Below are 25,863 nucleotides of genomic sequence, written 5' to 3'. Positions count from 1 at the left end.
TTTAAATGTTAGGAACTGCGCTAAGCGATTCTGGAACAAAAGTGTTATTACTCGGAGCAGGCGAACTTGGCAAAGAAGTCGCCATCGAACTACAACGTTACGGCGTAGAAATCATTGCGGTAGATCGCTACCCCAATGCGCCTGCAATGCATGTCGCGCATCGTAGTTACGTTATTGATATGACCGATGAAAAAGCACTAAAAGAACTCATTCTTAAAGAAAAGCCCCAGCATATTGTTCCTGAAATTGAAGCTATCGCAACCCAAGCCTTAGTTGAATTAGAGCAACAAGGCTTTGCGGTTACTCCTACTGCGCGAGCCACTCAACTGACGATGAATCGTGAAGGTATTCGCCGTTTGGCCGCAGAGACGCTTGCGATACCCACATCGGCCTATCAATTTGCTGATAGCCTAGAAGAGTGCCAACAAGCAGTTTCAGCAGTAGGTTTACCTTGTGTGCTTAAACCAGTGATGAGTTCTTCAGGCAAGGGACAATCAACCTTACGTAGTAACGAGCAAGTCATCACCGCATGGGATTATTCTCAAGAAGGCGGTCGCACAGGCGCTGGCCGTATTATTATTGAAGGCTTTGTTGATTTTGATTACGAGATCACTCTACTCACCGTCAGTGCCGTTGATGGGATTCACTTTTGTGCCCCCATTGGTCACCGCCAAGAAGATGGTGATTATCGCGAGTCTTGGCAGCCTCAAGCGATGTCAGACCAAGCCTTAGCTAAATCTCAAGAGATTGCTCGTAAAGTAGTCACAGAGCTGGGGGGTTACGGCTTATTTGGCGTAGAACTCTTTATTAAAGGTGATGAGGTGTTCTTTAGTGAAGTATCCCCACGCCCTCATGATACCGGTATGGTCACCTTGATTTCTCAAGATCTATCCGAGTTTGCATTACATGCCAAAGCCATTTTAGGACTACCAATCAAACAAATTCAACAATATGGCGCCAGTGCTTCAGCAGTGATTATGGGTGATGGCAGCTCTAAAGATATTCGTTTTAACGGCTTAGCAGAGGCATTAGATATTGCTGATAGCCAACTACGTTTGTTTTCTAAACCCGATATTGATGGTCAAAGGCGTCTTGGTGTCGCCCTTAATCGCAGTGCGAGTATCGAACAAGCGGTGAAAAATGCTAAGCAAGTAGCAAGTAAAGTTAAGGTCACTTACTAGCTATGACGGCAGGGTCATTCTCGCTGAATGATGAAGAGTTGGCGCTATTATTAGCGCCAAGTTCAAGCCCTGCCCCTTCAAAACTATTGCGTGTTTTATGGTTTCAGCAAGCTGCCACGCCATCTGAATACTCAATAGAGCATGTCGAAGTAAATCAAATCGATGAGCTGCAACTGCAGCTACAACAGTCTAACGAGTTTGATGGCATTGTTTTCAATTGTGCTTTGCTTGCCCCCGAACAACTCGCTTTGTTAGCCGGCTTGCTTGAAGAACAATCACAAATTTCAGTGTTCTTGGTGGGCCAAATGCCAACGATGGCCTTTGACCTTCCCGACTTCACCTATTGCGCGAATCAGCAAGAGTTCACGGAACAATTTGCCTACTGGTGCAAGCACATAAACAGCCAATATCAAGCTTGGGCAAACCGAAAAAAAGTTTACCTTTATTGCCCAAATGAGCGCAGTAAGATACTCGAAGAAATGACCAATTTTGAATTTAGCCAAACCCAGTACTGGCAACCGAAGCAGGATAATGCTGCTCAACGGTTACAGCAAGCTAACCTCGTTTTGGTCTCTGTATTTGATGATGACCCTGCAATTATCGATGTCATTGAAAGCCTCGCCTCAGTATTTCATCGCCCCGGTCTAATTCTCATTTTCCAAGAACATTCTAAGCTAAAAAATAGCATTATCTTACTGGCTAAACACTATGGCTTAAACTTATACACATCTATTCATATTAGTCAGTTCAAACCGCAAATAGCTTACTTAAGTCGTCAGTTCTTTCGCCTCTACCGCCATAAGTTAAACCAATTAGGTCATGCCACAAAACATAGCCATTACTTGATTCGAGATACTTATAGCAATGAATTGGCTGGTTATTGGGACTGGCCAAACAGTGAAGCTAAAATAGAAACAATGACGAGATGTAAGGCACCACTAAACGCTGTATATTGGCATCATTTTGAACGAACACTACTTAAAAATAATGTTGAACTTACCCGCTTAGCCGAGCAGGGTTCTGAGATGATGTTAGTTTTTAGCCCTGAATTTCCAATGGAAAATCTGTCTAACTTAATCAGAATTAAGCAACAGCAAGTCAAACTCGCGTGGCAACCTAATTTAGTCGCGCAGCTAAAGAACCACCCAACGGTACTTGATTTGATAGACGTATTGGTTGTGTCATTAGATATGTGGATTTTGCTAAACGTAAATAATGATAACCGCAACTTTTGGCAAGTCACCAAACAACGCTGCCAAGAAAAAAATATTTCATTAGCTATTTTGGGAGTGCAACCAGAGCTGGTTCAATATTGGCGAGATAAAGGCTTTGACTTACTTATTCATCGTGACGATGCTGAGTAAGCAGCCTAAAGATTAGGCTACTTGGTAATATTTGGGTGTAATGTCTAATTCTTTATTAATGATGGCTTTAGCCATTTTTGCACATTTACCACACTGTGAAGCCACACCATGCTTTTCTCGCACATCAGTCAAACTTTCGCAACCCTGCTGTACAGCTTCTTGAATTTGCTTTTCGGTAATGCCGTGGCATAGACATACAAACATTGCTTCACCTCATTAATAACAATACCGCAATTATATTGCGAACCATTATCATTCGCAATACCTTTTTTATAATTAGACAGGGTTATCTATATCAATGAAGCGAACATCTAGTTGATGCTCTTGTGCTAACCATTCGCCTAGGGCCTGCGCGCCGTAGCGTTCGGTTGCGTGGTGGCCTGCGGCAAAATAATCTATCCCCATTTCTCTGGCGGTATGTACTGTATTTTCAGATATTTCACCGCTAATAAAGGCATCTAAGCCTTGTTCTGCTGCTAAGCCTAAATAAGACTGACCACCGCCTGTACAGATCCCTACTTTATGGATAGTTTGATGATTTGAGATATGTAGTGGTTTGCGTTTTAGCACCTGTTCAATGCGTTCGGCAAAAGCTTCACCCGACATCGGTTCTGCGAGTTTTCCAACCATTGCAACGCTGCGAGGGTCCCAAGGTTCTAAACCACGTTTTAAGGTAATGCCTAGGCGCTGAGCTAATTGGGCGTTATTGCCTAACAGAGGGTGAACATCTAAAGGTAAGTGATAAGCGTAAAGGTTGATATCATGATTGAGCAAAGCTTGTAATCGGCGACGTTTCATCCCCGTTACTACCGCGGCTTCATTTTTCCAGAAAAAGCCGTGATGCACTAAGATAGCGTCAGCTTTTAACTCAATAGCTTGGTCGATTAAGGCTTGGCAAGCAGTAACACCTGTCACAACACGCTTAACTTGCTCTCGGCCTTCAACTTGTAAACCATTTGGGCAATAGTCTTTAAACTTAAAGCTTTCGAGATGTTGATTTAATATATTTTCTAATCGGGTATTTTTCATTAGCTTAACTCACAATGGTTTGGCACATTGTAAGTAGCAGACACGATCAGAAACAAGTCTTATAGTTATTTAGCGTTACTTAAAAAAGTACAAATTGACTATTTTTTTCCAGTTGCTGCATCCAACTTGGACGGTCATTACATTTTATCCATTGGCGGTGCAATGCGCTATAAAACGGCGCTCTTAAACCTGCCAAAGCCACAAATGGAAAACAAATCAAACCGACGAAAAATAGCGCGATACGACGACCGATGATAATGCTAGTTGAAAATTGCTTACTCATGTTGAACACCCTTACTGGTTAGACCACTAAATACTAGCTAAAACTTAGTAATAAAACTACATAAACCGTAAAAAACGTTTAAATAAAAAGCAAAACGTTTAAATAGATGTAAAAAAATAACAAAGGAGCAACATTTATGCCGCGGGACAGTTTTTTGGGTGATTTAGAGTGGTGCTTGCATGCGCCTACGTTGCTGTCGCATTCACTGCCTTTCGCGGTTGATCAGCACTGGAAAAAACAATGGCAAACAGCGCTAACTCAGCATTTAAATACCGCTACCAGCGCTGAACCCAACTCGCGGCTAGGTTTATACTTTGAACAATTATGGCGAAGCCTGATTGCACTTCACCCCGACTGGCATATGTTAGCCGACAACGTAGCGATACAACAAAATGGAAAAACCCTAGGTGCCATCGATTTTTTAGTGATAAATCACCGCTTACAACAGATAGAGCACTGGGAACTTGCGGTTAAATTTTACCTGGCTAAGAACGACTGCCCGCAAGCAAGTGACTATGTAGGTCCTAACCAACATGACCAACTCAGCAATAAACTCAGTAAATTAATACTCAAGCAAATTCCGCTGGGCCGTCATCCAAACATTCAAGCTTTATGCAATCGCTATCCTAATTACCACTTTAAGCAACGCATTTTGCTATCGGGGTATTTATTTGCATTGGGAAGGCCTGAGCATGTTGAACCGCAACATTTACATTGGTACAGCCAAAGCCAATGGCAAGCGATGCACCAAAGCAATTGGTATGCTTTAAGTAAGCAGCAGTGGTTAAACCCGCAAGGGTATTCTCTGAATAAATGGCAGAATAACATCCCCTTAACCCGAGGGCCTATTCAGCTTTATTTACCCAAACAAAACCAACAGGCTCCACGGCGAATATTTATTTGCCCTGATGATTGGCTCATCAGGGCAAATGCTGTCGAATAAACAGAATTAACCGCTAACTATTTTGTTCTTCAGACGAGTACTCGCGCATCATTCCCTCTACTGTTTCTACCATATGGGTACTCCCACAGAAGAACGGAACACGTTGATGTAACTCTATCGGTTCGATATCCATGATTCGATTAAAGCCATCACTGGCTTTACCACCGGCTTGCTCCATTAAGAAAGCCATCGGGTTGCACTCATAGAGCAAACGCAGCTTACCTGTGGGTGCTGAAGCCGTAGAAGGATAAATATAAATGCCTCCTTTTAACAAGTTGCGGTGAAAATCAGACACTAGTGAACCAATGTAACGAGAAGTGTAAGGACGTTTAGTGCTTGGTTCAATTTCCTGACAGTATTTTAGGTATTTCTTCACACCGGTTGGAAATTTGAGGTAGTTTCCTTCATTGATAGAGTAAATCACCCCATCTTCAGGAATGGTCATATTCTCATGAGACAAATAAAACACGCCTAAGGAAGGGTCACACGTAAAGCCGTGTACACCATGTCCGGTGGTATATACCAACATAGTAGACGAGCCATATACGACATAACCTGCCGCTACTTGACGGTTACCTGGCTGCAAAAAATCTTCTAATACCGCTGGGCTACCACAAGGGCTAATACGTTTATAAATGGAAAATATAGTACCTACTGATACATTCACATCAATGTTAGAGGAGCCATCGAGTGGATCCATTAACACCACATACTTACTATCAATAGACCGTGAACTGTCAAAGCTAACAAACTCATCTTCTTCTTCGGAGGCTACACCACATACCTCACCACGGGCTTCTAAGGCCGCTTTAAATTTTTCGTTAGCATATAAATCTAGCTTTTGTTGCACTTCTCCTTGAACATTTTCAACGCCAGTCGAACCAATAATATCAACTAGGCCGGCTTTGTTGATTTCACGGTTGACCACTTTAGAGGCTAAGCGAATAGCCCCCAGCAGTTGGGTTAGCTCCCCTGTTGCATCGGGAAACTGGTGTTGTTTTTCTATTATGTATTCACCAAGAGTTATCATTTTTATCCCTATTTTTAAGCACGCTTTCCTTGAAAACCTTTTCAGTCATCAATGTTATTTTGCAAGTATTTACGAAAAATTACTAGCGTTCAGATCTAATTGTCATACATATAGGCGAAAAAAAACATTTGCAAATCTTTCAATCAAGAACTACTGTATATCCATACACTGTATAAAAACACAGTCACTTAATGACATTGACTAAAGCATGGAGCAAACAATGGCGCAACAAATTGAACAACTGCTACAAAGCAACAAGGTATGGCAAGGCAGCCAATGGCAACGCAGTCATCTTGACGTTCATGCAAGTGGCTTTGAACAGCTTGACCAGCAACTACCTAACCATGGCTGGCCACAAGGTGGCATCACCGAGGTGCTTTATGAAAATCATGGTATTGGCGAGTTGCAATTACTGCTTCCAGCGCTAGCTAAGTTAAGTCAGCAGTCTCGATGGATTATTTGGGTCGCGCCGCCATTTATGCCTAACGCGCCAGCCTTACAACAACATGGTGTAGACATTAGCAAAGTTATTATTATTCGCCCCGAGCAATGTAGTGACGTAATTTGGACCATTGAACAGGCCTTAAAGAGTGGCTCATGTGGTGCGGTACTAGGTTGGTTAAACGGTTTGGATTTAAAAGCCAGTCGACGCTTGCAACTTGCTGCAGAACAAGGCGATTGCCTAAGTTATTTATTTCGACCGCTGCAACAACAACAGCAAAATTCTAGCGCCAGTGTACGAATGGCCCTACATCCAAGTAAGGCGCCTAATCATATCAACTATCACCTGCTAAAGCGGCGCGGCGGTGCTCCACTCTACGAGCAAAGCATTCCGCGACTTAACTAGCCGGTACTTATTATGCAAGTGACACATGTATTGGATATATCTTGATTTTCCTCAACTCGCGTTGGACTTATTGCAACGCGAGTATCCTGCCAATCAGGCCTTGGCTATTCATCACAACAAACAAATCATTCAACTGAACCACTTTGCCTACCAGCTCGGTGTTTATTTAGGTTGCTCACTTAACACCGCCTACCAACTTGCGCCACAATTACGTTTATATGAACAAACTGATTTATCGTGTGCTGCCTATTTCAACGATTTAGCCCAACAAGCCTTACGTTATTCAGCCCAAGTAGCCCTTCATCCTGAGCAGGGCTTATATATTAGCGGGGCTGGCATGCTCAGCATTTATGAGAAGCCAGAGCGACACCTTAAGCAACTCGCTAAGCACTATCAGCAACAACAACTTAGCTTGCGCATTGCTCATGCAGATACCGCCCTAGCAGCACGTTGGCTAGTACGTTCACAAGATTTAAAACAACGAGGCTCTGGTAGCCAACAATTGATGGATTTAGCGCTCACGGCCAGCGATCTTCCCGCTAACCAGGTCAGTAGTTTACAAGCCATGGGCTTATATACGGTAAAGCAACTAAACGCCCTACCTAGACCTGAGTTGCGCAAACGGCTTGGTGAAGACAGCTTAGCCGCTTTAGATCAAGCCCTTGGTTTACAAGATACCCCGCTGACATTCATTCAGCAAAAAGCGCACTACCAGCAGCGTTTTCCCCTACTCAGTGAAACCCACACAACTCAAGGTCTCATGTTTCCGCTTAAACAAGCCTGCCTGCATCTACAACAGTGGTTAAGACAACGTCAACTGTGCAGTAACAACCTTATTCTAGAATTACATTTCCGCGATAAACCTAACGAGCAAGTGCTTATAAAGAGTGCCCGTTTGTTACAAACTAGCCAAGACTGGTTAGCCCTGTTTAGTTTAAAGTTAGCAACCCTGCGTCTACCAGCAGCAGTGACTGAGTTCAGCCTTTGTTGCAACGCGTTATACCCTCTTGGTAGTGAAGTAAGAGGCTTGTTTGAAAGCCAACAAGCAACATCCGATAGTTTACTGTTTGATCAACTGAGTGTCCGGCTAGGCGAACAGGCGATTAGCCGTTTAAGCTGCCAAGCCGATTACCGACCAGAGCGCGCTAGTCAATATCGCTCGTTACACCAAGATGTAGTACTAAACGACCCGAGCCTGTTTGCTCGCCCCTGTTGGTTATTACCGCAATTAAAGCCAATTAATATTCAGCATTACACGCTACTCTCGCCGCCAGAGCGTATCGCCAGTGGCTGGTGGGATGACCAGAGCATTAATCGCGACTATTATATGGCGCAAAGCCCGCAACAAGGCGTGGCTTGGATCTGCCAAGAAAACCAACAATGGTACTTACATGGTTGGTTTGCTTAAACATGAATAACACTCTATTTGCCGAGCTGAATGCCCAAAGCAATTTTAGCTTTTTGTATGGGGCTTCGCATCCAGAAGAAATGGTTGAGCAAGCCCAAACTTATGGCTATCAGGCCATCGCTATTACTGATGATTGCTCATTAAGCGGTGTTGTTCGTGCACATCAAGCTGCTGAACCACTAGCCATAAAACTGATTATAGGTAGCCAGTTCACCACTAATGAACAGTGCCAGCTGGTAGTATTAGCCAAGAACTTAGTTGCCTACCAACAGTTGTGTCAGTTTATCACTGAAGCTAGAAAAGACAGTAGCAAAGGCTGTTACCAAGTCAATTTAGCGCAGTTTGACCAGCGCTTAGATCAGTGTTTAGTGTTGGTGAAAGCCAATCAAACACGACTAGCTGAGCACCTATCTCAGCTAAAAACACAGCTCGTACAGCCCTTTTATTTGCTGTTACACAACCATTTATCGCAACCCAGCAGCTTATTGAATGGCTATCGCCAACTAGCCAAACAACACAATATTGACTGTGTCGCCTCACTTAACCCCCGTATGCATATTGCCAGTAGGAAGAAACTCGCCGATATTCTAGATGCTATTCGCCAACATAGCACCGTTCAGCAAGCTGGTTTTTTACTCTCAAGTAATGCCGAACGCCGTTTATTACAATGGCCACATTTACAGCAGCGCTACCAGCCAGAAGAACTAAGCCGCAGCGCCAAATTGGCAGAACAATGTACTTTTAGCCTCAATGAAATTCGCTACCAATACCCTAAAGATAATGTACCGCAAGGTTATAGCGCCCAGCAGTATTTACGTCAGTTAGTGGAAAACGGCGTAAAACAACGTTTTGGCGACAACCTTTCTGTAGCGTTGCGAACGCAAATTGAACATGAATTATCTCTGATTAGCGAGCTTAATTATGAGCATTATTTTCTCACCATTTACGATATTGTAGCCTATGCTCGGCAACAAAAAATCTTGTGTCAGGGTCGAGGCTCGGCGGCTAACTCGGTAGTATGTTATTGCTTGAACATTACCGAAGTGAACCCCAGCCAAGTGGGTTTACTATTTGAGCGTTTTATCTCTAAAGAACGCGATGAGCCGCCAGATATCGACGTTGATTTTGAGCACCAACGCCGCGAAGAAGTGATCCAATACATCTATAACAAATATGGCCGCCATCGTGCAGCCCTCGCTGCCAGTATTGTTACCTATCGCACCCGAAGCGCGATTAACGAAATAGGCAAAGCATTAGCAATTCCAGCGCATATTCTGCATGGTTTAAATCACAACATTGATTGGCGAGATGGCAGTAGTAATACCTGCCAAAAAATTATCCAAGCCGGCTTATTGCCAGAGAAAAACGCCCGCAGCTTTGCCCAATTGGTGGAGCAACTTCGCGGCTTCCCTCGACATCTGTCTCAGCATGTTGGTGGTTTTGTGATTGCCCAAGATAAACTGTGTCATTTAGTCCCCATCGAAAACGCTGCCATGGCCGATCGTACAATTATTCAATGGGATAAAAACGACTTAGAAGCCCTGCATTTAATGAAGGTGGATATATTGGCCTTGGGTATGCTTAGCGCTATTCGCCGCTGCTTGACCAGTTTAAGCGAGCGTGAGCAACGCACCATTAATCTTTGCGATATTCCACAAGACGATAGCGCCACTTACGATATGTTGTGCCAAGGCGATAGTGTGGGGATTTTTCAAGTGGAATCACGAGCCCAGATGAGTATGTTGCCCCGCTTAAAACCGCGTAATTATTATGATTTGGTGATAGAGGTGGCCATCGTACGACCAGGGCCTATTCAAGGTGAAATGGTGCATCCCTATTTGCGGCGGCGTAACGGTGAAGAAGCTGTTGACTACCCTAGTCCTGAAGTTGAAGCGGTATTGGCTAGAACCTTGGGAGTGCCTATTTTTCAAGAACAAGTGATAAAACTCGCCATGGTGGCGGCGGGTTTTAGTGGCGGAGAGGCAGATCAACTCCGCCGTGCGATGGCCGCTTGGAAGCGTAACGGCAAGTTGTCTTATTTTCGCGATAAGTTGGTCAACGGTATGCAAGCGCGTGGTTACCCTGCCGCTTTTGCTGAACGCTTATTTTCACAAATACTCGGCTTTGGTGAATATGGTTTCCCTGAGTCACATTCTGCCAGCTTTGCCCTATTGGTATATATATCTTCATGGTTAAAGTGCCACGAGCCCGCCGCCTTTTGCTGTGCTCTACTAAATAGCCAACCCATGGGGTTTTATAGTCCAAGTCAGCTAATTCAAGATATTCAACGTCATGGGGTAAGCATATTACCAATTGATATTAACCAGAGTGACTGGGAGCACAAACTCGATTACACCCACGATCCCAAAGGTGCTGTTCGTCTTGGCTTAAAGCAAATAAAAGGTTTAAACAAAAGTAAATTTTCCCAACTGTTAGCTAAACGCCCAAGCCAAGGGTTTAACCACTTAGCTCAACTCACTGAACAGCTCGATAAAACCAGCTTAGAATCGCTAGCTAGCGCCGATGCCTTTGCCTGTTTGGCTGGACACCGCCATCAAACTCGTTGGCAAATGAGTGGCACCGAAGCGCCATTACCACTATTTCCGATGCCCGAAGAAGCTACGGTAAACTTGGCAGCACCTAGTGAAGTAGAAGATATTAAGCAAGACTATCTAGCCACCCGCGTCAGCTTGCGTCGCCACCCGCTACATATACTGCGTGAACACCAAGCGCTAAAAAATTGTTATTCGCAGGCGCAATTACATCAGTGTAAACACGGTCAGTTAGTTAAGGTCGCAGGACTCGTGGTAGGCCGGCAGCGCCCAGGTTCTTCGGCCGATGTCACCTTCGTCACCTTAGAAGATGAAACAGGCAACAGCAATGTGATAGTCTGGTCAGCAACCGCTAAAGCACAACGCCAAGCCCTTGTTTCAGCTCGTCTACTCAAGGTTTCGGGACGACTAGAGCGCTGTGATCAGGTGATACATATTATTGCGGGGAAGTTAGAAGATTGCTCGTGGTTACTGGCTGATCTATCGGTCCGTTCCCGCGATTTTCGCTAGTATACCAGCGGCAAATTTACACAACATAGCAAAAGAAGTAGGACAAGAATGTTAGACCGTTACGCCATAAAAGTCATAAAAGCCCCGTTAGATTACAGTGCCAAATTACTCGATAATGCAGGTTTTAGCGCTAATCAAATTACCTTAATCGGCTTTGCTATTGGTTTAGCGGCTATCCCCTTCTTAGCATTTCAGCAATACACCATTGCACTTATACTCATCTTACTTAATCGCAGCTTTGATGGTCTTGATGGTGCATTAGCTCGACGCCAAGGCTGTAGTGATTTTGGTGGCTACTTAGACATTGTTTGTGACTTTATTTTTTACTCGGGCATTGTGTTGGGTTTTGCCTTGGCCGCGCCTGAGCAAAATGCCCTAGCGGCCAATCTACTGATCTGGACCTTCATGGGCACTGGTTCAAGCTTCTTAACCTTCGCTATTATGGCGGCCAAGCGCAATATAGATAGCACGGTATATCCCCACAAATCTTTGTATTACCTGGGGGGATTAACCGAAGGCACCGAGACCATAGCCACCTTTGTACTATTTTGTTTATTCCCGCAATACTTCAGCGCAATAGCGTTTTGTTTTGCGGGCTTATGCGCGATTACAACGGTGACACGAATCATTGCAGCCAAAGCGACATTTACTGATTAAGAATATAATTTAACCGCCATTTGACTCAATGAGCGACTAACATCATTCGTCGCCCACCGCGAAATAACCTAAGCTAAATGCTGTTTAAAAAAGTTCAAGGTGCGGCTCCATGCTAACTCGGCATTATCTTTATCATAGCGACCGGTAGAGTCATTATGAAATCCATGGTTAGCTTGGGGATACATGTGCATCTCAAATATGGCATCATTGGCCTTTAGGTCTTGCTCATAATCAGGCCAAGTTGCATTAACTCTTTTATCTAACTCTGCGAGTTGAATGAGCAAAGGCGCTTGAATATTTGCTCTCAACTCTTTTGCCGCAGGTGTACCATAAAAAGGAACACCTGCCGCTAATTGCTCACCCATTCTGGCTGCCAACATATTGACCACGTAGCCACCAAAACAAAAACCAACAGCCCCTAATTTACCATTGCTGGCGGGGTGAGCCTTCAAAAAAGACGCTGCGGCGAGAAAGTCTTGTTCTATTTTAGCTTTGTCGAGGGACTTCTGCATGCTTCGGCCTTCGTCATCGTTGCCGGGGTAACCACCTAAGGTATGCAATGCGTCTGGGGCAAAAGCGATAAAACCTGCTTTAGCCAAGCGCCGAGCGACATCTTTAATATAAGGATTTAATCCTCTATTCTCATGCACCACCAACACCACCGGGGCTTGACCACTTAAGCTCGCAGGAGTAACCAAATAACCACGCCCCTCACCATAGCCATTGGGTGATGCAAACGTAGCGTATTCAGCTTTAATGTCCGCATCGTTAAACGACACCTGCTCAGCTAAAGCATAGTTAGGTAACAATGCCGCAGAGAGAACCGACATAGAAAAACCCAACGCGACCAATTTAGACAGCTTGGCTAAGAAAGTACGCCGGTCAATAAGTCCATGAGCATATTCATCGTACCAGTCAAAGGCTTCTTGCGGAATCGAGTATTCGGGAGAATGAGTAGAGTACTGCTTGTCTGTATTCTGAGTAGGGGATGTCATTGTCGTAATCTCCATTTAATAAGCCAATCATCAAGCTTTAGCAAGAAAGCTGCTGATATCTATTAAAGAGCTTAATGTTAAATAAATCCACCTTTTGTTGATTATTTGTATTTTTAAATGATGAATACCAAGAAGGCAGTTTGAGCCTCTAGCTAGCACCTCTGAGCGCGCTCTAAAATGATTTGTTCGCGCTATGTTACACTGCCTCCTATCAGATTTTGCTTTAGTAGTCGGCAATGCGTTTAGACAAATTTATATGTAAAAGTACCCTCTTAAATCGCCTTCAAGCCCAAACCCTTATTCGCGAAGGGCAAGTAATGGTAAACCAAAAAGTGATAAAGGAAGCCAATGCTCAGGTGCATGCAAATAATTGCGTAACGATGAATAAACAAATACTAATAGCGAGGCCACCTCGCTATTTGATGATTCACAAACCGGCCAACACTGTTTGTTCCAATGTCGATGAAGTTTACCCATCAGTATTCTCTGCAGTAGGCTTATCTAGCGAAGAGAACCATCGCCAATATGATGTAGCACTAATGCATATTGCAGGTCGTTTAGATGCTGATACCACAGGCTTAGTGCTCGCCACCGACGATGGACATTGGTCATTTAATATTACTCGGCCAGATCAGCACTGCCAGAAAGTCTATCGGGTAAATTTACGTAATCAGATAAGCCAACAATCAATAAGTGCTATACAACAGGGAATAAAACTTCAAGGTGAGGATAAGCTTACCCGCCCTGCAATTATTCAGCTCCTGTCTCCTAAACAAGTACTGCTAACCATCACAGAAGGAAAGTTTCATCAAGTTAAGCGAATGTTTGCTGCTATCGGTAATAAAGTAGAGGCCTTACATCGGCAGCAAATTGGTAAAGTAAAACTAGATATCCCCCCTGGGGTTTGGCGAGAGTTGAGTCAACAAGAAATAGATGGTTTTACCGAATCAAACACGCTTTGAGGCAACGCGAAAAATAACATTCACCCTGGTACCGGTGTTCCAATAAGTGCTTAACCACAACCAACGTTATATGAGTCAGTACAACGCTATACCTTGGGGTTTTCATCGTATAGCTGCCGACCGCGATAATGCTGAACGATAAACACTGAGGCGGCTTGCAAGCAAGGCTTAAGTTGCGCACAATACGACGACTATTGATGAGAGGTAAAATAATGATTTCGAAGTGGGCAAAACGTTTCTTTCAAATGGCTGAATTAGTTGGCTCATGGAGTAAAGATCCATCGACTCAAGTAGGTGCCGTCATTACCGAGCATAATCGTATTGTATCTCTCGGATTTAATGGATACCCGCATGGTATTTCAGACAGTGCTGAAACTGACAATCGCGAAATGAAATTGCTTAAAACCTTACATGCCGAAGAAAACGCTATTTTATTTGCCAAGCGAGACTTATCGGGTTGCGAAGTATGGGTTACTCACTTCCCCTGCCCTAATTGCGCAGCCAAAATCATTCAAACCGGTATCACTACTGTGCACTGCCCAGAACAAAGTGAAGACTTTCTTTCACGTTGGGGAGAGAAGATAAAAATCAGCCAAGATATGTTTGCTCAAGCGGATGTAGCTGTGGATTGGTTACCGTTAGAAGAGCTTCATTAAGCCACAATCAAAAACACTGACCTTCAGCGCCCTAATTCACTGGACCATAGAACATTAAACGTTGCTGTTCTATGGCTTAGTGTTTAATCGCTAGCTCGAGCGGCGTAGCGATTTGCTAATATTGCGCAATAAAATATTTGTATCGGGTGATAGAGCATGATTGGCAACAACAGCATGCCCAAATTAGGGTCACTGCCAAAAATCACTTTGGCCATCGGCACCCCCGCCGCTAAGGTTTTTTTAGAGCCACAAAATACTGCGGCTATTTCGTCTTCAACAGCAAAATGAAGTTTTCTAGCCACATAAACTAAGCCATTAATCACTGTCAGCAATACCAGAATACACATCAATAAGGCGAGTAATAATGTCGTTAAGCTGAAACCGTCCCAAATATTCTCCACCACTGAGTCGCAAAACGCGTTGTATACGATCAGTAAAATTACCCACTTATCAATTTTATTGACCACATTTTTGTGTCGCTGAAACGAGTTAAGCAAAAACGGACGCAATAGTTGCCCTGTCACCATAGGCAATAACAACATTTTGCAAATAGCACTCACGGTGGCGCCAATATCCATGCTTACCCCATCAAAGCCCATAAACAACTGAACCAACAAGGGCGTAATTAATACCCCAAGCAAGCTAGATAAGGAGGCATTGAATACCGCACCAGCCACATTACCCTTAGCAATGCTGGTCATTGCCACAGAAGATGAAATGGTGCTGGGTAGCGTAAATAAAAAGCAAAACCCAAAAGCCAAAGCACTGGGCATTAAGGCATGCAGAGCATCGCCAAGCAACAACCATAACAGCGGGTAAAATAAGAAGGTCGTGGATTGAACCAATAGGTGCAGACGCCAATTCTGGATGCCCTGTCTTATTTCTCGTGGAGAGAGACCTACACCATGTAGAAAAAAGATAATAGCTATGCCAATCCCAGTCACACTATCGAGCTGCAATACCCCCCCAGAACGCCCTAAATTGGGTAGCAATAATGCGGCAAATATGGCGAGCAGCATACCCAGTAAAAACCATTCTTTTTTCAGAACAGCTAACAGCTTCATTATTTAGAAAACTCTTCTATTTGACGGAATAATGCCATGTTACCTGAATTTAAGTCTGTCGCTAAGTGCGATAAGAACGAGACAGGTCGATAAAGCCAAACTCACGAAGCCTGAGTATTTTTGCAACCAAACATAGCGCATTTGGTTATCTCTGCTTAGTTGGAACCTGAACTTAATCAACGGTACCAGCCAAGCATAAATGACCGTTTATGCTCTAGTGACCAATTTACGAGGAATAACCTCCACCCCAGTTTGATACTTACCACTGGCAGCAGCCAAAGCTAGAGCTAACGATTTATCTGCAATGATATCCAGTTGTTGAGGTAGTGACTGCACCTTTATGGTTAGCATATTGAGTAAAGCATGGTCACCAAAGGTTGCTAAGCTTATTCGTTTTGACAATTCTGGGTATTCAACGAGAACATCCATCACCCCTTCGAACAAAATATACGAGGTAGTGACGATGCCTTCTGGTAGGCAATCGTCTGCCAGCCATTGCCTAATTATTTTTGATGCTTGCTCTCGAGAAAAGCGCTCACCATAACTGATCCGATTATCGAGTTTTCTTGGACTTTTATCAATGGCTGCTTGATAACCTTGCTCACGCTCCTTTGACACGATTAAATCGCGGGAGGCAGCGACCAAACCAACACTATTACAGCCCCGATCAATCAGAGACTGAGTTAAGCTAGCGGCACCATCAAAATCTTCACTAATGACGCTACAGAAATGCTCGTCGTTAAACATCCTATCCACCGCTATTACGGGGATCCCTTGTTGTTGAACGCCTAAATAAAAACCATCAGACGCAGGCAAGCAACTCGCAACAATCAACACATCAATGTGACGACTGATTAAGCTATTCACCACCACCTGCTCATTAGCAGGGTCATCATCGCTACAACAAATAATGAAATGATAACCTTGCTTGCGCGCATCACGTTCCAGCAATTTAGCTAATTTGGCATAACTGCTATTCTCAAGATCGGGTATTACTAAGCCAAAGGTTTTACTGGCTCCACCTCTTAGTAGGCTGGCGGCATGGTTAGGCTGATAGTCATGTTTATTAACAACAGCAAGTACACGCTGCTGGGTTTTTTGGCTAATTCGGTACTTCTCTGCTTTACCGTTTATGACGTAACTTGCCGTGGTTTTTGATACCCCAGCGAGTAAGGCAATCTCATCCAATTTCATTTTTTCACCTATCCGATAACACCACTAAAAAGGATCACTCGTGATCGCGATCACTTTTTGTTTACAACTTTCATAAGAACATTTGCAATATTAGCTGAATCGATTCAGTATGTCATTAATAGTTTGATAAAGCCCATATTAAGGCCCTCAAACTTTTTTTAAAGACAATTTGCTGAATCGTTTCAGCAATAGTCACCTCCGGTAGACAGGTGGCGTAATTTAACAGGAACCTTAAATATGTTAACGCTAGTACCTAAAGATATACATCTCGACCAGAGCGCCGAAAACAAACAATCAGCCATTACGTTTTTGGCTAAAGCCTTATTTGAGAACGGTCTGGTTACTGCCGATTATGTAAACGGTATGCTTGAAAGAGAACAAGTAAATTCAACTTACCTAGGTAATGGTATCGCAATACCACACGGAACAACCGAAACCAGAAGCCTAGTAAAGTCTACCGGTGTATCTGTACACCACTACCCTTTAGGTGTGGATTGGGGCGATGGTAATACTGTCTATTTAGCGATTGGCATCGCCGCGAAATCTGCTGAACACCTAGTCATTTTAAAACAACTCACCAAAGTATTGTCTATGGATGGTGCAGATGAACTGATTAGAAATGCGACTAACATTGACACTTTAATCAATTTACTAAACGGCGATACTCAACTAGAAGTTGAGTTCGACAGCCAGTTAGTTTTGGATAACTTTCCAGTAAATAGTTTAATACAACTTAAAGCTGTAGCCGCTGGCACATTAAAAAATAGACAACTGATCAACCAACAGGCGATTGCTGCAGCTCTTGAGATAAACCCTGGTTACTTAGCCAACGGTTATTGGCTAAGTTGTTTAACTGAAGGGGCTCTGCGCAGCGGTGCTTGTGTAGTTAAAGTGGCTGAAGAATTTGAACACGAGAACCTTCCGGTCAAAGGGCTATTGATGGTAAGCGCAGCTAACCCCTGTTACGCATCGATTTTAGAAGCCCTTAGCCTGCAGTTATTCGAGGACGGGTTAGTTAGTTTCGCTCAATTAACCACTACAGACTTAGTCAACTGCCTTACTCAGCAACAAACACCCAGCGCAACGCCAAGCAGCGGAGACAATGTAGCAGTATTCGAAATCACCAACCTGCATGGTTTACATGCTCGCCCCGGCGCTTTGCTCGTCGCAGAAGCGAAGAAGTTTTCATCCTCCATTAACGTCACGAATATTAGTAGCGAATCGGCAACTGTGAACGCTAAAAGCTTAATGAAGGTAATGACCTTAGGCGTGAAATACAAAGACAAACTGCAATTTGTTGCCGACGGAGACGACGCCCCCCACGCCCTAGAAGCGCTAGGCAACGCCATCGCCGCCGGTTTAGGAGAAAACTAAAATGAACAAAAACAACGCGGTACTTTGTATTACGCTTAATCCAGCTTTAGATCTTACCGGCAACTTACAGAATATACGGTTAGGTAAAGTCAATGCCATCACTGATGCCAACTTACACCCTGCCGGTAAAGGCGTAAACGTGGCCAAAGTACTGGCAGAGCTAGGCGCAAATGTCTGTGTATCTGGTTTTCTTGGTATCGAGAACGCCTCGGCCTTTGAAGCCCTGTTTGACCAACACAATATTACAGACGAATTTGTAAGAGTTGCAGGAGCCACTCGCACCAATGTGAAAGTGGTGGCATGCAGTGGCGCAGTGACAGATCTCAATTTCCCTGGTTTTTCTATAACCGAGCAAACGATTACTGCGTTTAACAACAAACTAGAACAACTGTGTCAGCATTATGCGTATGTCGTGTTTGCAGGAAGCCTGCCTAAAGGCTTACCAGCGAGTCAATTAGCCGGATGGATTAAATTGGCCAAAAATAAAGGCTGTAAAGTACTTGTGGATACCTCAGGAGAGGCGCTTATAGCAGCAATTGAGGCCGCACCTCACATGATAAAACCCAATCAAGATGAGCTAGAAGAGCTTTGCCAACAAGCTTTAAATAGCATCGATGACATCAAACTACCTAGCGCTAACTTAGCACTCAAGGGCATTGAGCACGTTGTCATTTCTCGCGGGGAAAAAGGGGCATTATGGTTACACCGAGAACGATGGATGCAAGCCCAGCCGCCGAGCATGAAAGTGGTAAGCACCGTGGGGGCTGGCGATACTTTTGTCGCAAGTTTCTGCTGGGGACTGATACAGCAATTTGACCCCATCCAACAACTAAATTTTGCCAGTGCGATGTCTGCATTGGCTGTCGCTCAAACCAATGTTGGTTTACCTGCCTTAGACGCCTTAGCAAAGGTTCAGCAGCAAACTATCATTACGCAACTTTAAACAGACCAAGGAATTGCATATGAATACGGTAATTGTTACAGCTTGCCCTAGCGGTATTGCCAACAGCATAATTACAGCAGGTCTACTAGAACAGGCCACTAAAGAACACGCTTGGCCCAGTGTCATTGAATGTCATTCTACGATTAAAGAAAACACGCCCTTAAAGCAAACAGCTATTGATGGCGCCGAACTGGTTATCATTGTGGCTGATCCACAGTGTTATCAGCACCTAAGGCTATCGCGCTTTAACGATAAGCTTGTTTACCAAGCATTACCGAGTGAAGTTATCTCGGATCCAAAAAACTTTTTGAATTTGGCCAAAGAAAAGGCAGTTACGTTCTCTGCCCCACAACATTCTACAGCAACACCTACTGCCACCAATTCGTCGCTAAATATTGTTGGTATTACTGCTTGCCCCACTGGCGTAGCTCATACTTTTATGGCCGCTGAAGCCCTTGAAGATATAGGGAAAAGCCTAGGTCATAGAGTGAAAATTGAAACTCGCGGCTCTATTGGAGCAAAGAACCAACTAACTGAAGCTGAAATAGCGGCTGCCGACTTAGTGATTATTGCCGCCGATATCGAAGTTGATTTGGCCAGATTTCAAGGTAAGAAACTGTATAAAACATCAACCGGTATTGCACTTAAAAAAACGAAAGCTTGTTACCAGTCTGCTATTAGCGATGCCACCATTTATCAGCACTTAGCCAATAATAACTCATCGGCGGCAAACAACGAAAAAACCGGGGCTTATAAACACCTGATGACTGGCGTTTCTCATATGCTACCTATCGTCGTGGCGGGTGGCCTATGCATTGCGTTGTCTTTCATATTCGGAATCGAAGCCTTTAAAGAAGAAGGGACGCTAGCTGCAGCCTTAATGACCATAGGTGGGGGGTCTGCATTTGCACTAATGATCCCCGTATTAGCCGGTTATATAGCCTATTCAATCGCCGATAGGCCGGGGCTTGCTCCTGGCTTGGTTGGTGGCATGTTAGCCAGCTCAACAGGTGCTGGATTCTTAGGGGGTATATTGGCTGGTTTTATTGCCGGTTACTTAGCCAAGTGGTTATTAGATAACATTAAACTACCTAGCTCGATGGAAGCTCTTAAGCCTATCCTCATTGTGCCATTTTTAGGAACCTTGGCAGTGGGTCTAATAATGATTTATGTGGTAGGTAGCCCTGTAGCGGCAGCCATGAGTGGCTTAACAGATTTCTTAAATAACATGGGCTCTACTAATGCCGTACTACTAGGCATTATTCTTGGTTGTATGATGTGTTTCGACCTTGGTGGGCCGGTAAACAAAGCCGCATACACGTTTGGTGTTGGCTTATTGTCTACTCAAACTTATGGCCCAATGGCAGCAGTAATGGCTGCTGGTATGGTACCCGCTTTAGGTATGGGCTTGGCAACCTTCCTTGCGCGCAACAAGTTTATAGAAAGTGAGAGAGAGGCTGGTAAAGCATCATTTGTGCTGGGCTTATGCTTCATTTCTGAAGGTGCGATCCCCTTTGCCGCCAAAGACCCAATGCGGGTGATTCCAGCGTGTATGGCCGGCGGTGCGGTTACCGGTGCGTTATCCATGTTGTTTGGAGCAGAGTTATTGGCACCGCACGGTGGGCTGTTTGTACTATTTATACCTAATGCGATTTCCCCGGTGTTTTTATACCTAGCAGCCATCGCAGCAGGGACAGCAATAACCGGTTTTGCCTATGCATTGACCAAAAAGTCTGATAAGGCTGTTGATAAAGCCGTGCCTGTGACCAATTAGTTATACATTTATTTACAACAAGCCAACTCAAGGAGTTGGCTTTTTTATATGTGAAATAGGCACGAATATCATATAGTTGACTCGCCATACAATTCATTTGGCTTAGACCCGCAACCCGAGGTGTTTTAAAAGAGAAGGTAAAGTCAACAGCATGAAATTATTTGGCAAGTTTCACTGTCTTAATAATAGACTTTAGGCATAACATCAGCGGTAAACTAAGCAGGAGTGAGAGGATCACGAGGCGCGAAATAAAACACTCAAGGGCTGAGAATCTGACTATCGATGTAAACTAAGAGATGCACTTAAAATAGCCGCGAAGTGAATATAACGAGCTTACCATTGATGATTTTTTAACATCGATAAATAGAGACTTAAAAGGGTTATCTTAAGGTAGATAATTTAAGAGTATTAAAAGGAACAACATGAAAAGTATGGGTAATTTAATATCTTATAAGATTGGGTGGCAACCCTACCAGCCACATCCCGGCACTCGAGTCGTCTGCTGCGGTTGCTCCCTTCCGGGCCTGGCCGAGTTCACAGAGTATCAATGCGGGAGGACCAATAGGGCCACCATAGATGAGCTTCCGAAGAAGCGAGGCCATTCTCGCCTAAGCTTTCATGTTTTGCAATCGCTAAAAAGCTTTTTTCGACCTGCATCAGGTTTGTTTGCTCAAGTTTTAATCCTTATGAGTTTAATTTCTTCGCCGGTTGCGATTGCTGAAACGTTTGACCACTCAAACTGGGACAATTTACTGAACGAGTATGTCCATTGGCCAGTAGCCAACCAAGAAAGCCGAGTTGATTACGCGAACTTTGACCAAGCCAAGCTAGAGCAATACTTAGATACCGTCGCCGCGATTCGCCAGCAACAATTTACTGCTTGGGGTGATGATGAACAATTGGCTTTTTTAATAAATGCTTATAACGCCTATACAGTACAATTCATTTTAACCGCCTACCCTAACATCAACTCAATACGTGACTTGGGTAACTTATTTCAGTCTCCATGGAAGAAAAAACGTTTTTCCTTGTTTGGTGAGCAAGTCAGCCTAGACCATATTGAGCACCAGCTGATCCGACCGGTATATAACAACCCGCTAATTCATGCAGCTGTAGTATGTGCGGCTATAAGCTGCCCGCCTTTACAAAGCGTTGCCTACACCGGTGAACAACTTCAACAGCAACTCAGCCAAGCTTTTAGGGCATTTTTGCGCAGCAACAAGAACTATTACGATCCGACGAGCAAAAAGCTTAAGTTATCGTCGATATTTAAATGGTACAAGGATGACTTTGGCAATGACTTAAATCTTTATTTAAGCCAATATGCCGAAGACTTTAGAGCTGAAGCCAACATCATCGAGCAGGCTTCTGTCAGCTACTTAGATTACGATTGGTCTCTCAACGCTTACCCATAGAAGCTAAAAGCAGAAACAAAAAAGCCCGGCATGCCGGGCTTTTTACCTGAGAGTTGTTTAGTTATTAAAACAAGCACTTAGATAGGTTATATAACTCTTCGTTAAATGGACGTTTCATGTTTTCGATACAATCAATTATATCGTGATGAACCATGGTGTTATTTTGTATACCAATACAACGCCCACCCTCGCCTTGCATTAACAACTCAACGGCATAAGCACCCATTCTACTCGCCATAACACGGTCACGACCAGTGGGCGTGCCGCCACGTTGAATATGACCAAGAATGGTTGCTCTAGTTTCACGACCAGTGGCCATTTCAATACCAGCAGCCAACTCGTTCACGTTAGTGATGTGCTCGGTAATAGCAATAATTGCGTGTTTTTTACCTTTTTTCTGGCCATCTTGTAAGCTGTTAAGCAGCTCTTCGCGATTAAAACCTTTCTCTGGAATAATCACATATTCTGCACCGCCAGCAATACTAGCTTGCATGGCTAGATCACCACAGTAACGCCCCATAATTTCAATAACAGAAATTCGGTTATGCGAAGATGACGTATCACGAATACGGTCAATGGCATCAATCACTACATTTAGCGCAGTATCAAAACCGATGGTGTAATCGGTGCCAGCAATATCATTATCAATAGTGCCTGGAAGGCCAATGCAGGGGAAGCCCATTTCAGTTAGCTTTTTAGCGCCCATGTATGAACCATCACCACCTACCACCACTAAGGCTTCAATACCGTGTTTTTCTAGGTTTTTAACTGCGACTTCACGTACCGCTGGATCTTTAAATTCAGGGAAGCGTGCAGACCCCAGAAAAGTACCGCCACGATTTATCACATCAGACACACTGTAACGATCTAACTTCTTAATATTATCGTCATGTAACCCCATGTATCCATCGTATACACCGTATACTTCAATGCCTTGAGACAAAGCATTACGTACTACAGCGCGTACCGCTGCATTCATACCAGGAGCGTCGCCACCACTAGTTAAAACACCAATTTTCTTAACCATCATTCCCTCACAAAGCTGAACTGACCAAAACTTACAAAATAATTTAAGCGATTACCTTGAAAAACCATTTGAACCATTACAAACAAAATGGCTAAACAATCCATTCAAAATAAAAAATTTAATATTATAAACAGACCGCCTGTTGGATAGCGGTATATACACTGACAATTTATGCGCGCATTGTGGCACGCGCAAGATAACTGTTTTATGACCCTAATCAGATAACCCACACATTCTGAAACAAATTATCACCCTTGTCCAAAGTTAATCAAAACAGTTGCTTTGGAATACCTAGAGAAATGAGCTAACTGTTAGAATCGTCTACTAAAACATCAATCACCGCGAATAAGCATAGCAAATACTTCACTTTACATTCACATTAATGTAACATCCCCCTTCCAAACTTGAGCCGGTATTTTGGTATAACAGTTTGCTCATCGAATTTTAAGGGAACTCAATGAAGTCTGACCTTCAATATGCAATCGTACGTAACATTAAAACTAACCGCCAAGCGGTGATCAACTATAACTTGTTACGCCAGCAAGAGCGTAATCTTTCCGATGAGGCTCAGCCCTAAGCAATGGCTTAGTGTTTAAGTGTACTCATCAAAAAAGGGGCTGAAGCCCCTTTTTAGTTATTTGGCATCGTCCACCGGTTCGTTAGCATGCAACGATGTAGACAAGCTAATCACCCCATTAACGTTATTATCTAAAGACAAAATATTAGTTTTGCTGATCCGATGACGATAGATTTCACGTAAATGCTTAATCGAATTCTTAACGCTTTTAACGTGTAAGCGGATATCGTTAATCGAAAAAATTTGTTCGGCTCACCAATCAACTCACGATATTTCTTCTCATACATCGGCTTAATTGCATACCAATTGGTATCCAATATTTTCGCTGGATTTTCAAACTCCAACAAAAACTTTTGTAGCTCTTCAGGGTCAAACTCATCTTAGGTAATAAAGCGCAAAATAGCTTGGTCTATATCATCGTTGTAGCGATATTCTTCTTTGGCGAAAGCGCTTAATGTAAGCCACTACCAGCGTTAAAAAGTCGTCACTTAAGCAAGGGCTTTTAGCCACTAGAGTAGTTAACGACAAGTTAGCTGAGGCACCAATAACTAAGGCATAACGTTTTAGCGTTGTATTAGGGAACAACGTATTGATATGAATTTTTAGTTTATTCAGATCCATAAATGACAGTTTATAGTCTTTAGGTAACGAAATAATTGAAATAACCGACGAGCGGTGCTTAAAGAAGTGTAGTTCGTTGAGTTCCTCTGCATCATAATTGCTTTCTTGATACTTATTTAATGACTGCTTATAACGTTGAGATTCAATAGGTAGAATGCTGATACCTTCAATAGCTTGGGTATCACGGGTGAAGTGCGGAAAATCAATCGTTCTAAAGAACAACTCATCGATGTTTACATCATCATTGACTGATTTATTTACGACACTTTCTGCGTAGGCTACAGGCCCAGCCATGCTCATGAATAAGTCGTTAGCACCCAAGCGGACTGTTTCAGAAATATCTATACCCGCGCGGCGGGAATAGTTTTCATCGTAGTCTGTGGTCACTGCTTTTGCGGTCAAGATATTAAAAATTTGCTGAGAGATATATTGGTTGGCATATTTCTCAATGGTATTGACGTCTATGTCTATGTTTATGTCTTTGCCATTCTCACTTTCTTCTTGCTTTACATAACGCATGATATCGTTATGTAGAGCATCATAGAGTTCCAAGGGAGGATCCGCCTCATGACATCTTCAGGAGAGTCGTTGCTTTCGCGTTCTACATTACTATTTTATGAAGAATTTTTAGCCATTCTTTGGCAATGAGCATATGTCCCGTATAGGATGGATGTACACCATCACCAGCCCAAAAGCTTGGTTCTCTATAGACTGATGCCTGATTCATAATACCGTCCAATGGTAGTAAGTGAGCATCAAATTCTCGTGCTAATTCTCTTATGACATTAATCTTTGGATCTAAGTCTTCTCTCCACTTAATTCTATCCTCTGGATAAGGTAAAACAAATGGTTCTACTATTATAATTTTAGCGTTTGTTTTGTCTTTAACCTGTAATAGTATATCTTTATAATGATTTCTGAATGTTTCAATACTGATTGGATCATTATCATCATACCTTCTCCAACAATCATTTATACCGACAAATATTGAAACCACTGATGGGTAAAGAGCCGTACAGTCTTCTTCCCAACGATTTTTTAAATCAATAACTCTATTACCACTAATCCCTCTGTTTAGAAATTGTATATTTCGCTCTGGCTGTTCTGAAATAAACATTGACGCCGCCATCATTGCATATCCATGACCTAAATCAAATCCATCTTCTTTATTTCTATCTGCATCTGTAATACTATCCCCTTGAAACAATATAGTTATTTTATCTTCTGGGTTCATAAGTTACGCCTCCATTATTTTTTATCACCTATTCTTACTTCTTAAAAACTTCATCAAATTTGTCCGTTATATGTTTTGGAACAATTTTAGAGTAAGAGTAAGAATAATATAACCGAACAAAATACTTAGAATCCATTGACTTAAGCATACCAAGCTCTTCAATGGAACCAACACCTTCTACAACTACTGCTTTTCCCAATGAGATTAACATATTTATAAATTC

The 25,863-nt window shown here is 43.2% G+C and carries 23 protein-coding genes and 1 other RNA gene; 13 read left to right on the top strand and 11 right to left on the bottom strand.

All coding sequences use genetic code 11. From position 1 onward, the window contains the following. Positions 1-5 precede the first annotated feature (5 nt). Both purT and ACVFI8_RS20400 read left to right on the top strand, forming a co-directional pair. Positions 6-1,181: a formate-dependent phosphoribosylglycinamide formyltransferase gene (purT, locus tag ACVFI8_RS20405; RefSeq protein ID WP_248711758.1), complete on the top strand. Its 1,176-nt coding sequence runs from the start codon at positions 6-8 to the stop codon at positions 1,179-1,181. A gap of 2 nt (positions 1,182-1,183) precedes the next feature. Further along, positions 1,184-2,545: a hypothetical protein gene (locus tag ACVFI8_RS20400; RefSeq protein WP_457872498.1), complete on the top strand. Its 1,362-nt coding sequence runs from the start codon at positions 1,184-1,186 to the stop codon at positions 2,543-2,545. A gap of 12 nt (positions 2,546-2,557) precedes the next feature. Here the strand turns inward: ACVFI8_RS20400 and ACVFI8_RS20395 are convergent, their stop codons facing one another. The 3 genes from ACVFI8_RS20395 to ACVFI8_RS20385 all read right to left on the bottom strand — a co-directional run bounded on the left by ACVFI8_RS20395 (position 2,558) and on the right by ACVFI8_RS20385 (position 3,857). After that, positions 2,558-2,749: a bacterioferritin-associated ferredoxin gene (locus tag ACVFI8_RS20395; RefSeq protein WP_248711760.1), complete on the bottom strand. Its 192-nt coding sequence runs from the start codon at positions 2,747-2,749 to the stop codon at positions 2,558-2,560. Positions 2,750-2,821: 72 nt separating this feature from the next. Further along, positions 2,822-3,574 (bottom strand): Nif3-like dinuclear metal center hexameric protein, encoded by a 753-nt coding sequence (locus ACVFI8_RS20390; protein ID WP_248711761.1) that lies wholly within the window; start codon positions 3,572-3,574, stop codon positions 2,822-2,824. A gap of 79 nt (positions 3,575-3,653) precedes the next feature. Beyond that, positions 3,654-3,857 carry a DUF2517 family protein gene (locus ACVFI8_RS20385; protein ID WP_248711762.1) on the bottom strand — a complete coding sequence of 68 codons (204 nt, stop codon included), beginning with the start codon at positions 3,855-3,857 and terminating at the stop codon, positions 3,654-3,656. 136 nt (positions 3,858-3,993) lie between these two features. On the opposite strand from ACVFI8_RS20385, the gene ACVFI8_RS20380 reads away from it, so the two are divergent. Beyond that, the gene (locus tag ACVFI8_RS20380) at positions 3,994-4,800 is read left to right on the top strand and encodes a DUF1853 family protein (RefSeq protein ID WP_248711763.1); all 807 of its coding nucleotides are present in this window, start codon (positions 3,994-3,996) and stop codon (positions 4,798-4,800) included. A 13-nt stretch (positions 4,801-4,813) separates the two neighbouring features. Here ACVFI8_RS20380 and fbp read toward each other — a convergent pair whose 3' ends face one another. Further along, the gene (gene fbp / locus ACVFI8_RS20375) at positions 4,814-5,830 is read right to left on the bottom strand and encodes a class 1 fructose-bisphosphatase (protein WP_248711764.1); all 1,017 of its coding nucleotides are present in this window, start codon (positions 5,828-5,830) and stop codon (positions 4,814-4,816) included. A 220-nt stretch (positions 5,831-6,050) separates the two neighbouring features. On the opposite strand from fbp, the gene imuA reads away from it, so the two are divergent. Genes imuA through ACVFI8_RS20355 form a run of 4 tightly spaced genes read left to right on the top strand, consistent with a single transcriptional unit; the run spans position 6,051 to position 11,804 of the window. After that, positions 6,051-6,677, top strand: a complete 627-nt coding sequence (imuA, locus tag ACVFI8_RS20370) for a translesion DNA synthesis-associated protein ImuA (RefSeq protein WP_248711765.1) — start codon at positions 6,051-6,053, stop codon at positions 6,675-6,677. A gap of 25 nt (positions 6,678-6,702) precedes the next feature. Further along, positions 6,703-8,085, top strand: coding sequence for a Y-family DNA polymerase (locus ACVFI8_RS20365; RefSeq protein ID WP_457872497.1), 1,383 nt, complete (start codon positions 6,703-6,705; stop codon positions 8,083-8,085). A 2-nt stretch (positions 8,086-8,087) separates the two neighbouring features. Beyond that, positions 8,088-11,147: an error-prone DNA polymerase gene (locus tag ACVFI8_RS20360; RefSeq protein WP_457872496.1), complete on the top strand. Its 3,060-nt coding sequence runs from the start codon at positions 8,088-8,090 to the stop codon at positions 11,145-11,147. A 48-nt stretch (positions 11,148-11,195) separates the two neighbouring features. Beyond that, a complete protein-coding gene (locus tag ACVFI8_RS20355) occupies positions 11,196-11,804 on the top strand; it encodes a CDP-alcohol phosphatidyltransferase family protein (RefSeq protein WP_248711768.1) in 609 nt (202 codons plus the stop codon). 68 nt (positions 11,805-11,872) lie between these two features. Here the strand turns inward: ACVFI8_RS20355 and ACVFI8_RS20350 are convergent, their stop codons facing one another. Continuing rightward, positions 11,873-12,799, bottom strand: coding sequence for a dienelactone hydrolase family protein (locus ACVFI8_RS20350; RefSeq protein WP_457872495.1), 927 nt, complete (start codon positions 12,797-12,799; stop codon positions 11,873-11,875). A gap of 236 nt (positions 12,800-13,035) precedes the next feature. Here ACVFI8_RS20350 and ACVFI8_RS20345 point away from each other — a divergent pair, with 236 nt between their 5' ends. Both ACVFI8_RS20345 and ACVFI8_RS20340 read left to right on the top strand, forming a co-directional pair. After that, positions 13,036-13,761, top strand: a complete 726-nt coding sequence (locus ACVFI8_RS20345; protein ID WP_457872494.1) for a pseudouridine synthase — start codon at positions 13,036-13,038, stop codon at positions 13,759-13,761. 212 nt (positions 13,762-13,973) lie between these two features. Then, positions 13,974-14,417 (top strand): dCMP deaminase family protein, encoded by a 444-nt coding sequence (locus ACVFI8_RS20340; RefSeq protein ID WP_248711771.1) that lies wholly within the window; start codon positions 13,974-13,976, stop codon positions 14,415-14,417. 83 nt (positions 14,418-14,500) lie between these two features. On the opposite strand, the gene ACVFI8_RS20335 is transcribed toward ACVFI8_RS20340, so the two are convergent. Together ACVFI8_RS20335 and cra are read right to left on the bottom strand one after the other, a co-directional pair. Continuing rightward, positions 14,501-15,481 (bottom strand): bile acid:sodium symporter family protein, encoded by a 981-nt coding sequence (locus tag ACVFI8_RS20335; protein WP_457872493.1) that lies wholly within the window; start codon positions 15,479-15,481, stop codon positions 14,501-14,503. Positions 15,482-15,688: 207 nt separating this feature from the next. Next, positions 15,689-16,675 carry a catabolite repressor/activator gene (cra, locus tag ACVFI8_RS20330; protein ID WP_248711773.1) on the bottom strand — a complete coding sequence of 329 codons (987 nt, stop codon included), beginning with the start codon at positions 16,673-16,675 and terminating at the stop codon, positions 15,689-15,691. Positions 16,676-16,912: 237 nt separating this feature from the next. Between cra and fruB the strand changes: the two genes are divergently transcribed. The 3 genes from fruB to fruA are packed head-to-tail and all read left to right on the top strand — an operon-like array spanning position 16,913 to position 20,766. Further along, complete coding sequence (gene fruB, locus ACVFI8_RS20325; RefSeq protein WP_457872492.1) at positions 16,913-18,049, top strand: fused PTS fructose transporter subunit IIA/HPr protein; 1,137 nt, start codon at positions 16,913-16,915, stop codon at positions 18,047-18,049. 1 nt (position 18,050) lies between these two features. Continuing rightward, positions 18,051-18,992: a 1-phosphofructokinase gene (gene pfkB / locus ACVFI8_RS20320; RefSeq protein WP_248711775.1), complete on the top strand. Its 942-nt coding sequence runs from the start codon at positions 18,051-18,053 to the stop codon at positions 18,990-18,992. A 19-nt stretch (positions 18,993-19,011) separates the two neighbouring features. Then, complete coding sequence (gene fruA, locus ACVFI8_RS20315) at positions 19,012-20,766, top strand: PTS fructose transporter subunit IIBC (protein WP_457872491.1); 1,755 nt, start codon at positions 19,012-19,014, stop codon at positions 20,764-20,766. 467 nt (positions 20,767-21,233) lie between these two features. On the opposite strand, the gene ffs is transcribed toward fruA, so the two are convergent. Beyond that, an RNA gene (gene ffs, locus ACVFI8_RS20310) (signal recognition particle sRNA small type) lies at positions 21,234-21,330 on the bottom strand. Positions 21,331-21,452: 122 nt separating this feature from the next. Between ffs and ACVFI8_RS20305 the strand changes: the two genes are divergently transcribed. Beyond that, on the top strand, positions 21,453-22,181 hold the full coding sequence (locus ACVFI8_RS20305; RefSeq protein ID WP_457872490.1) for a DUF547 domain-containing protein: 729 nt from the start codon (positions 21,453-21,455) through the stop codon (positions 22,179-22,181). 64 nt (positions 22,182-22,245) lie between these two features. Here ACVFI8_RS20305 and pfkA read toward each other — a convergent pair whose 3' ends face one another. The 3 genes from pfkA to ACVFI8_RS20290 all read right to left on the bottom strand — a co-directional run bounded on the left by pfkA (position 22,246) and on the right by ACVFI8_RS20290 (position 25,640). Continuing rightward, a complete protein-coding gene (gene pfkA, locus ACVFI8_RS20300) occupies positions 22,246-23,208 on the bottom strand; it encodes a 6-phosphofructokinase (RefSeq protein ID WP_457873837.1) in 963 nt (320 codons plus the stop codon). A gap of 991 nt (positions 23,209-24,199) precedes the next feature. Next, positions 24,200-24,958, bottom strand: a complete 759-nt coding sequence (locus tag ACVFI8_RS20295) for a hypothetical protein (protein ID WP_457872489.1) — start codon at positions 24,956-24,958, stop codon at positions 24,200-24,202. A 49-nt stretch (positions 24,959-25,007) separates the two neighbouring features. Next, positions 25,008-25,640 carry an SGNH/GDSL hydrolase family protein gene (locus tag ACVFI8_RS20290; RefSeq protein WP_248711779.1) on the bottom strand — a complete coding sequence of 211 codons (633 nt, stop codon included), beginning with the start codon at positions 25,638-25,640 and terminating at the stop codon, positions 25,008-25,010. Positions 25,641-25,863 lie beyond the last annotated feature (223 nt).

The organism is Agarivorans sp. MS3-6 (genome assembly GCF_054112545.1).
Note: the sequence above shows the minus strand (reverse complement) of the source record. Positions and strands in the feature narration are given on the sequence as shown.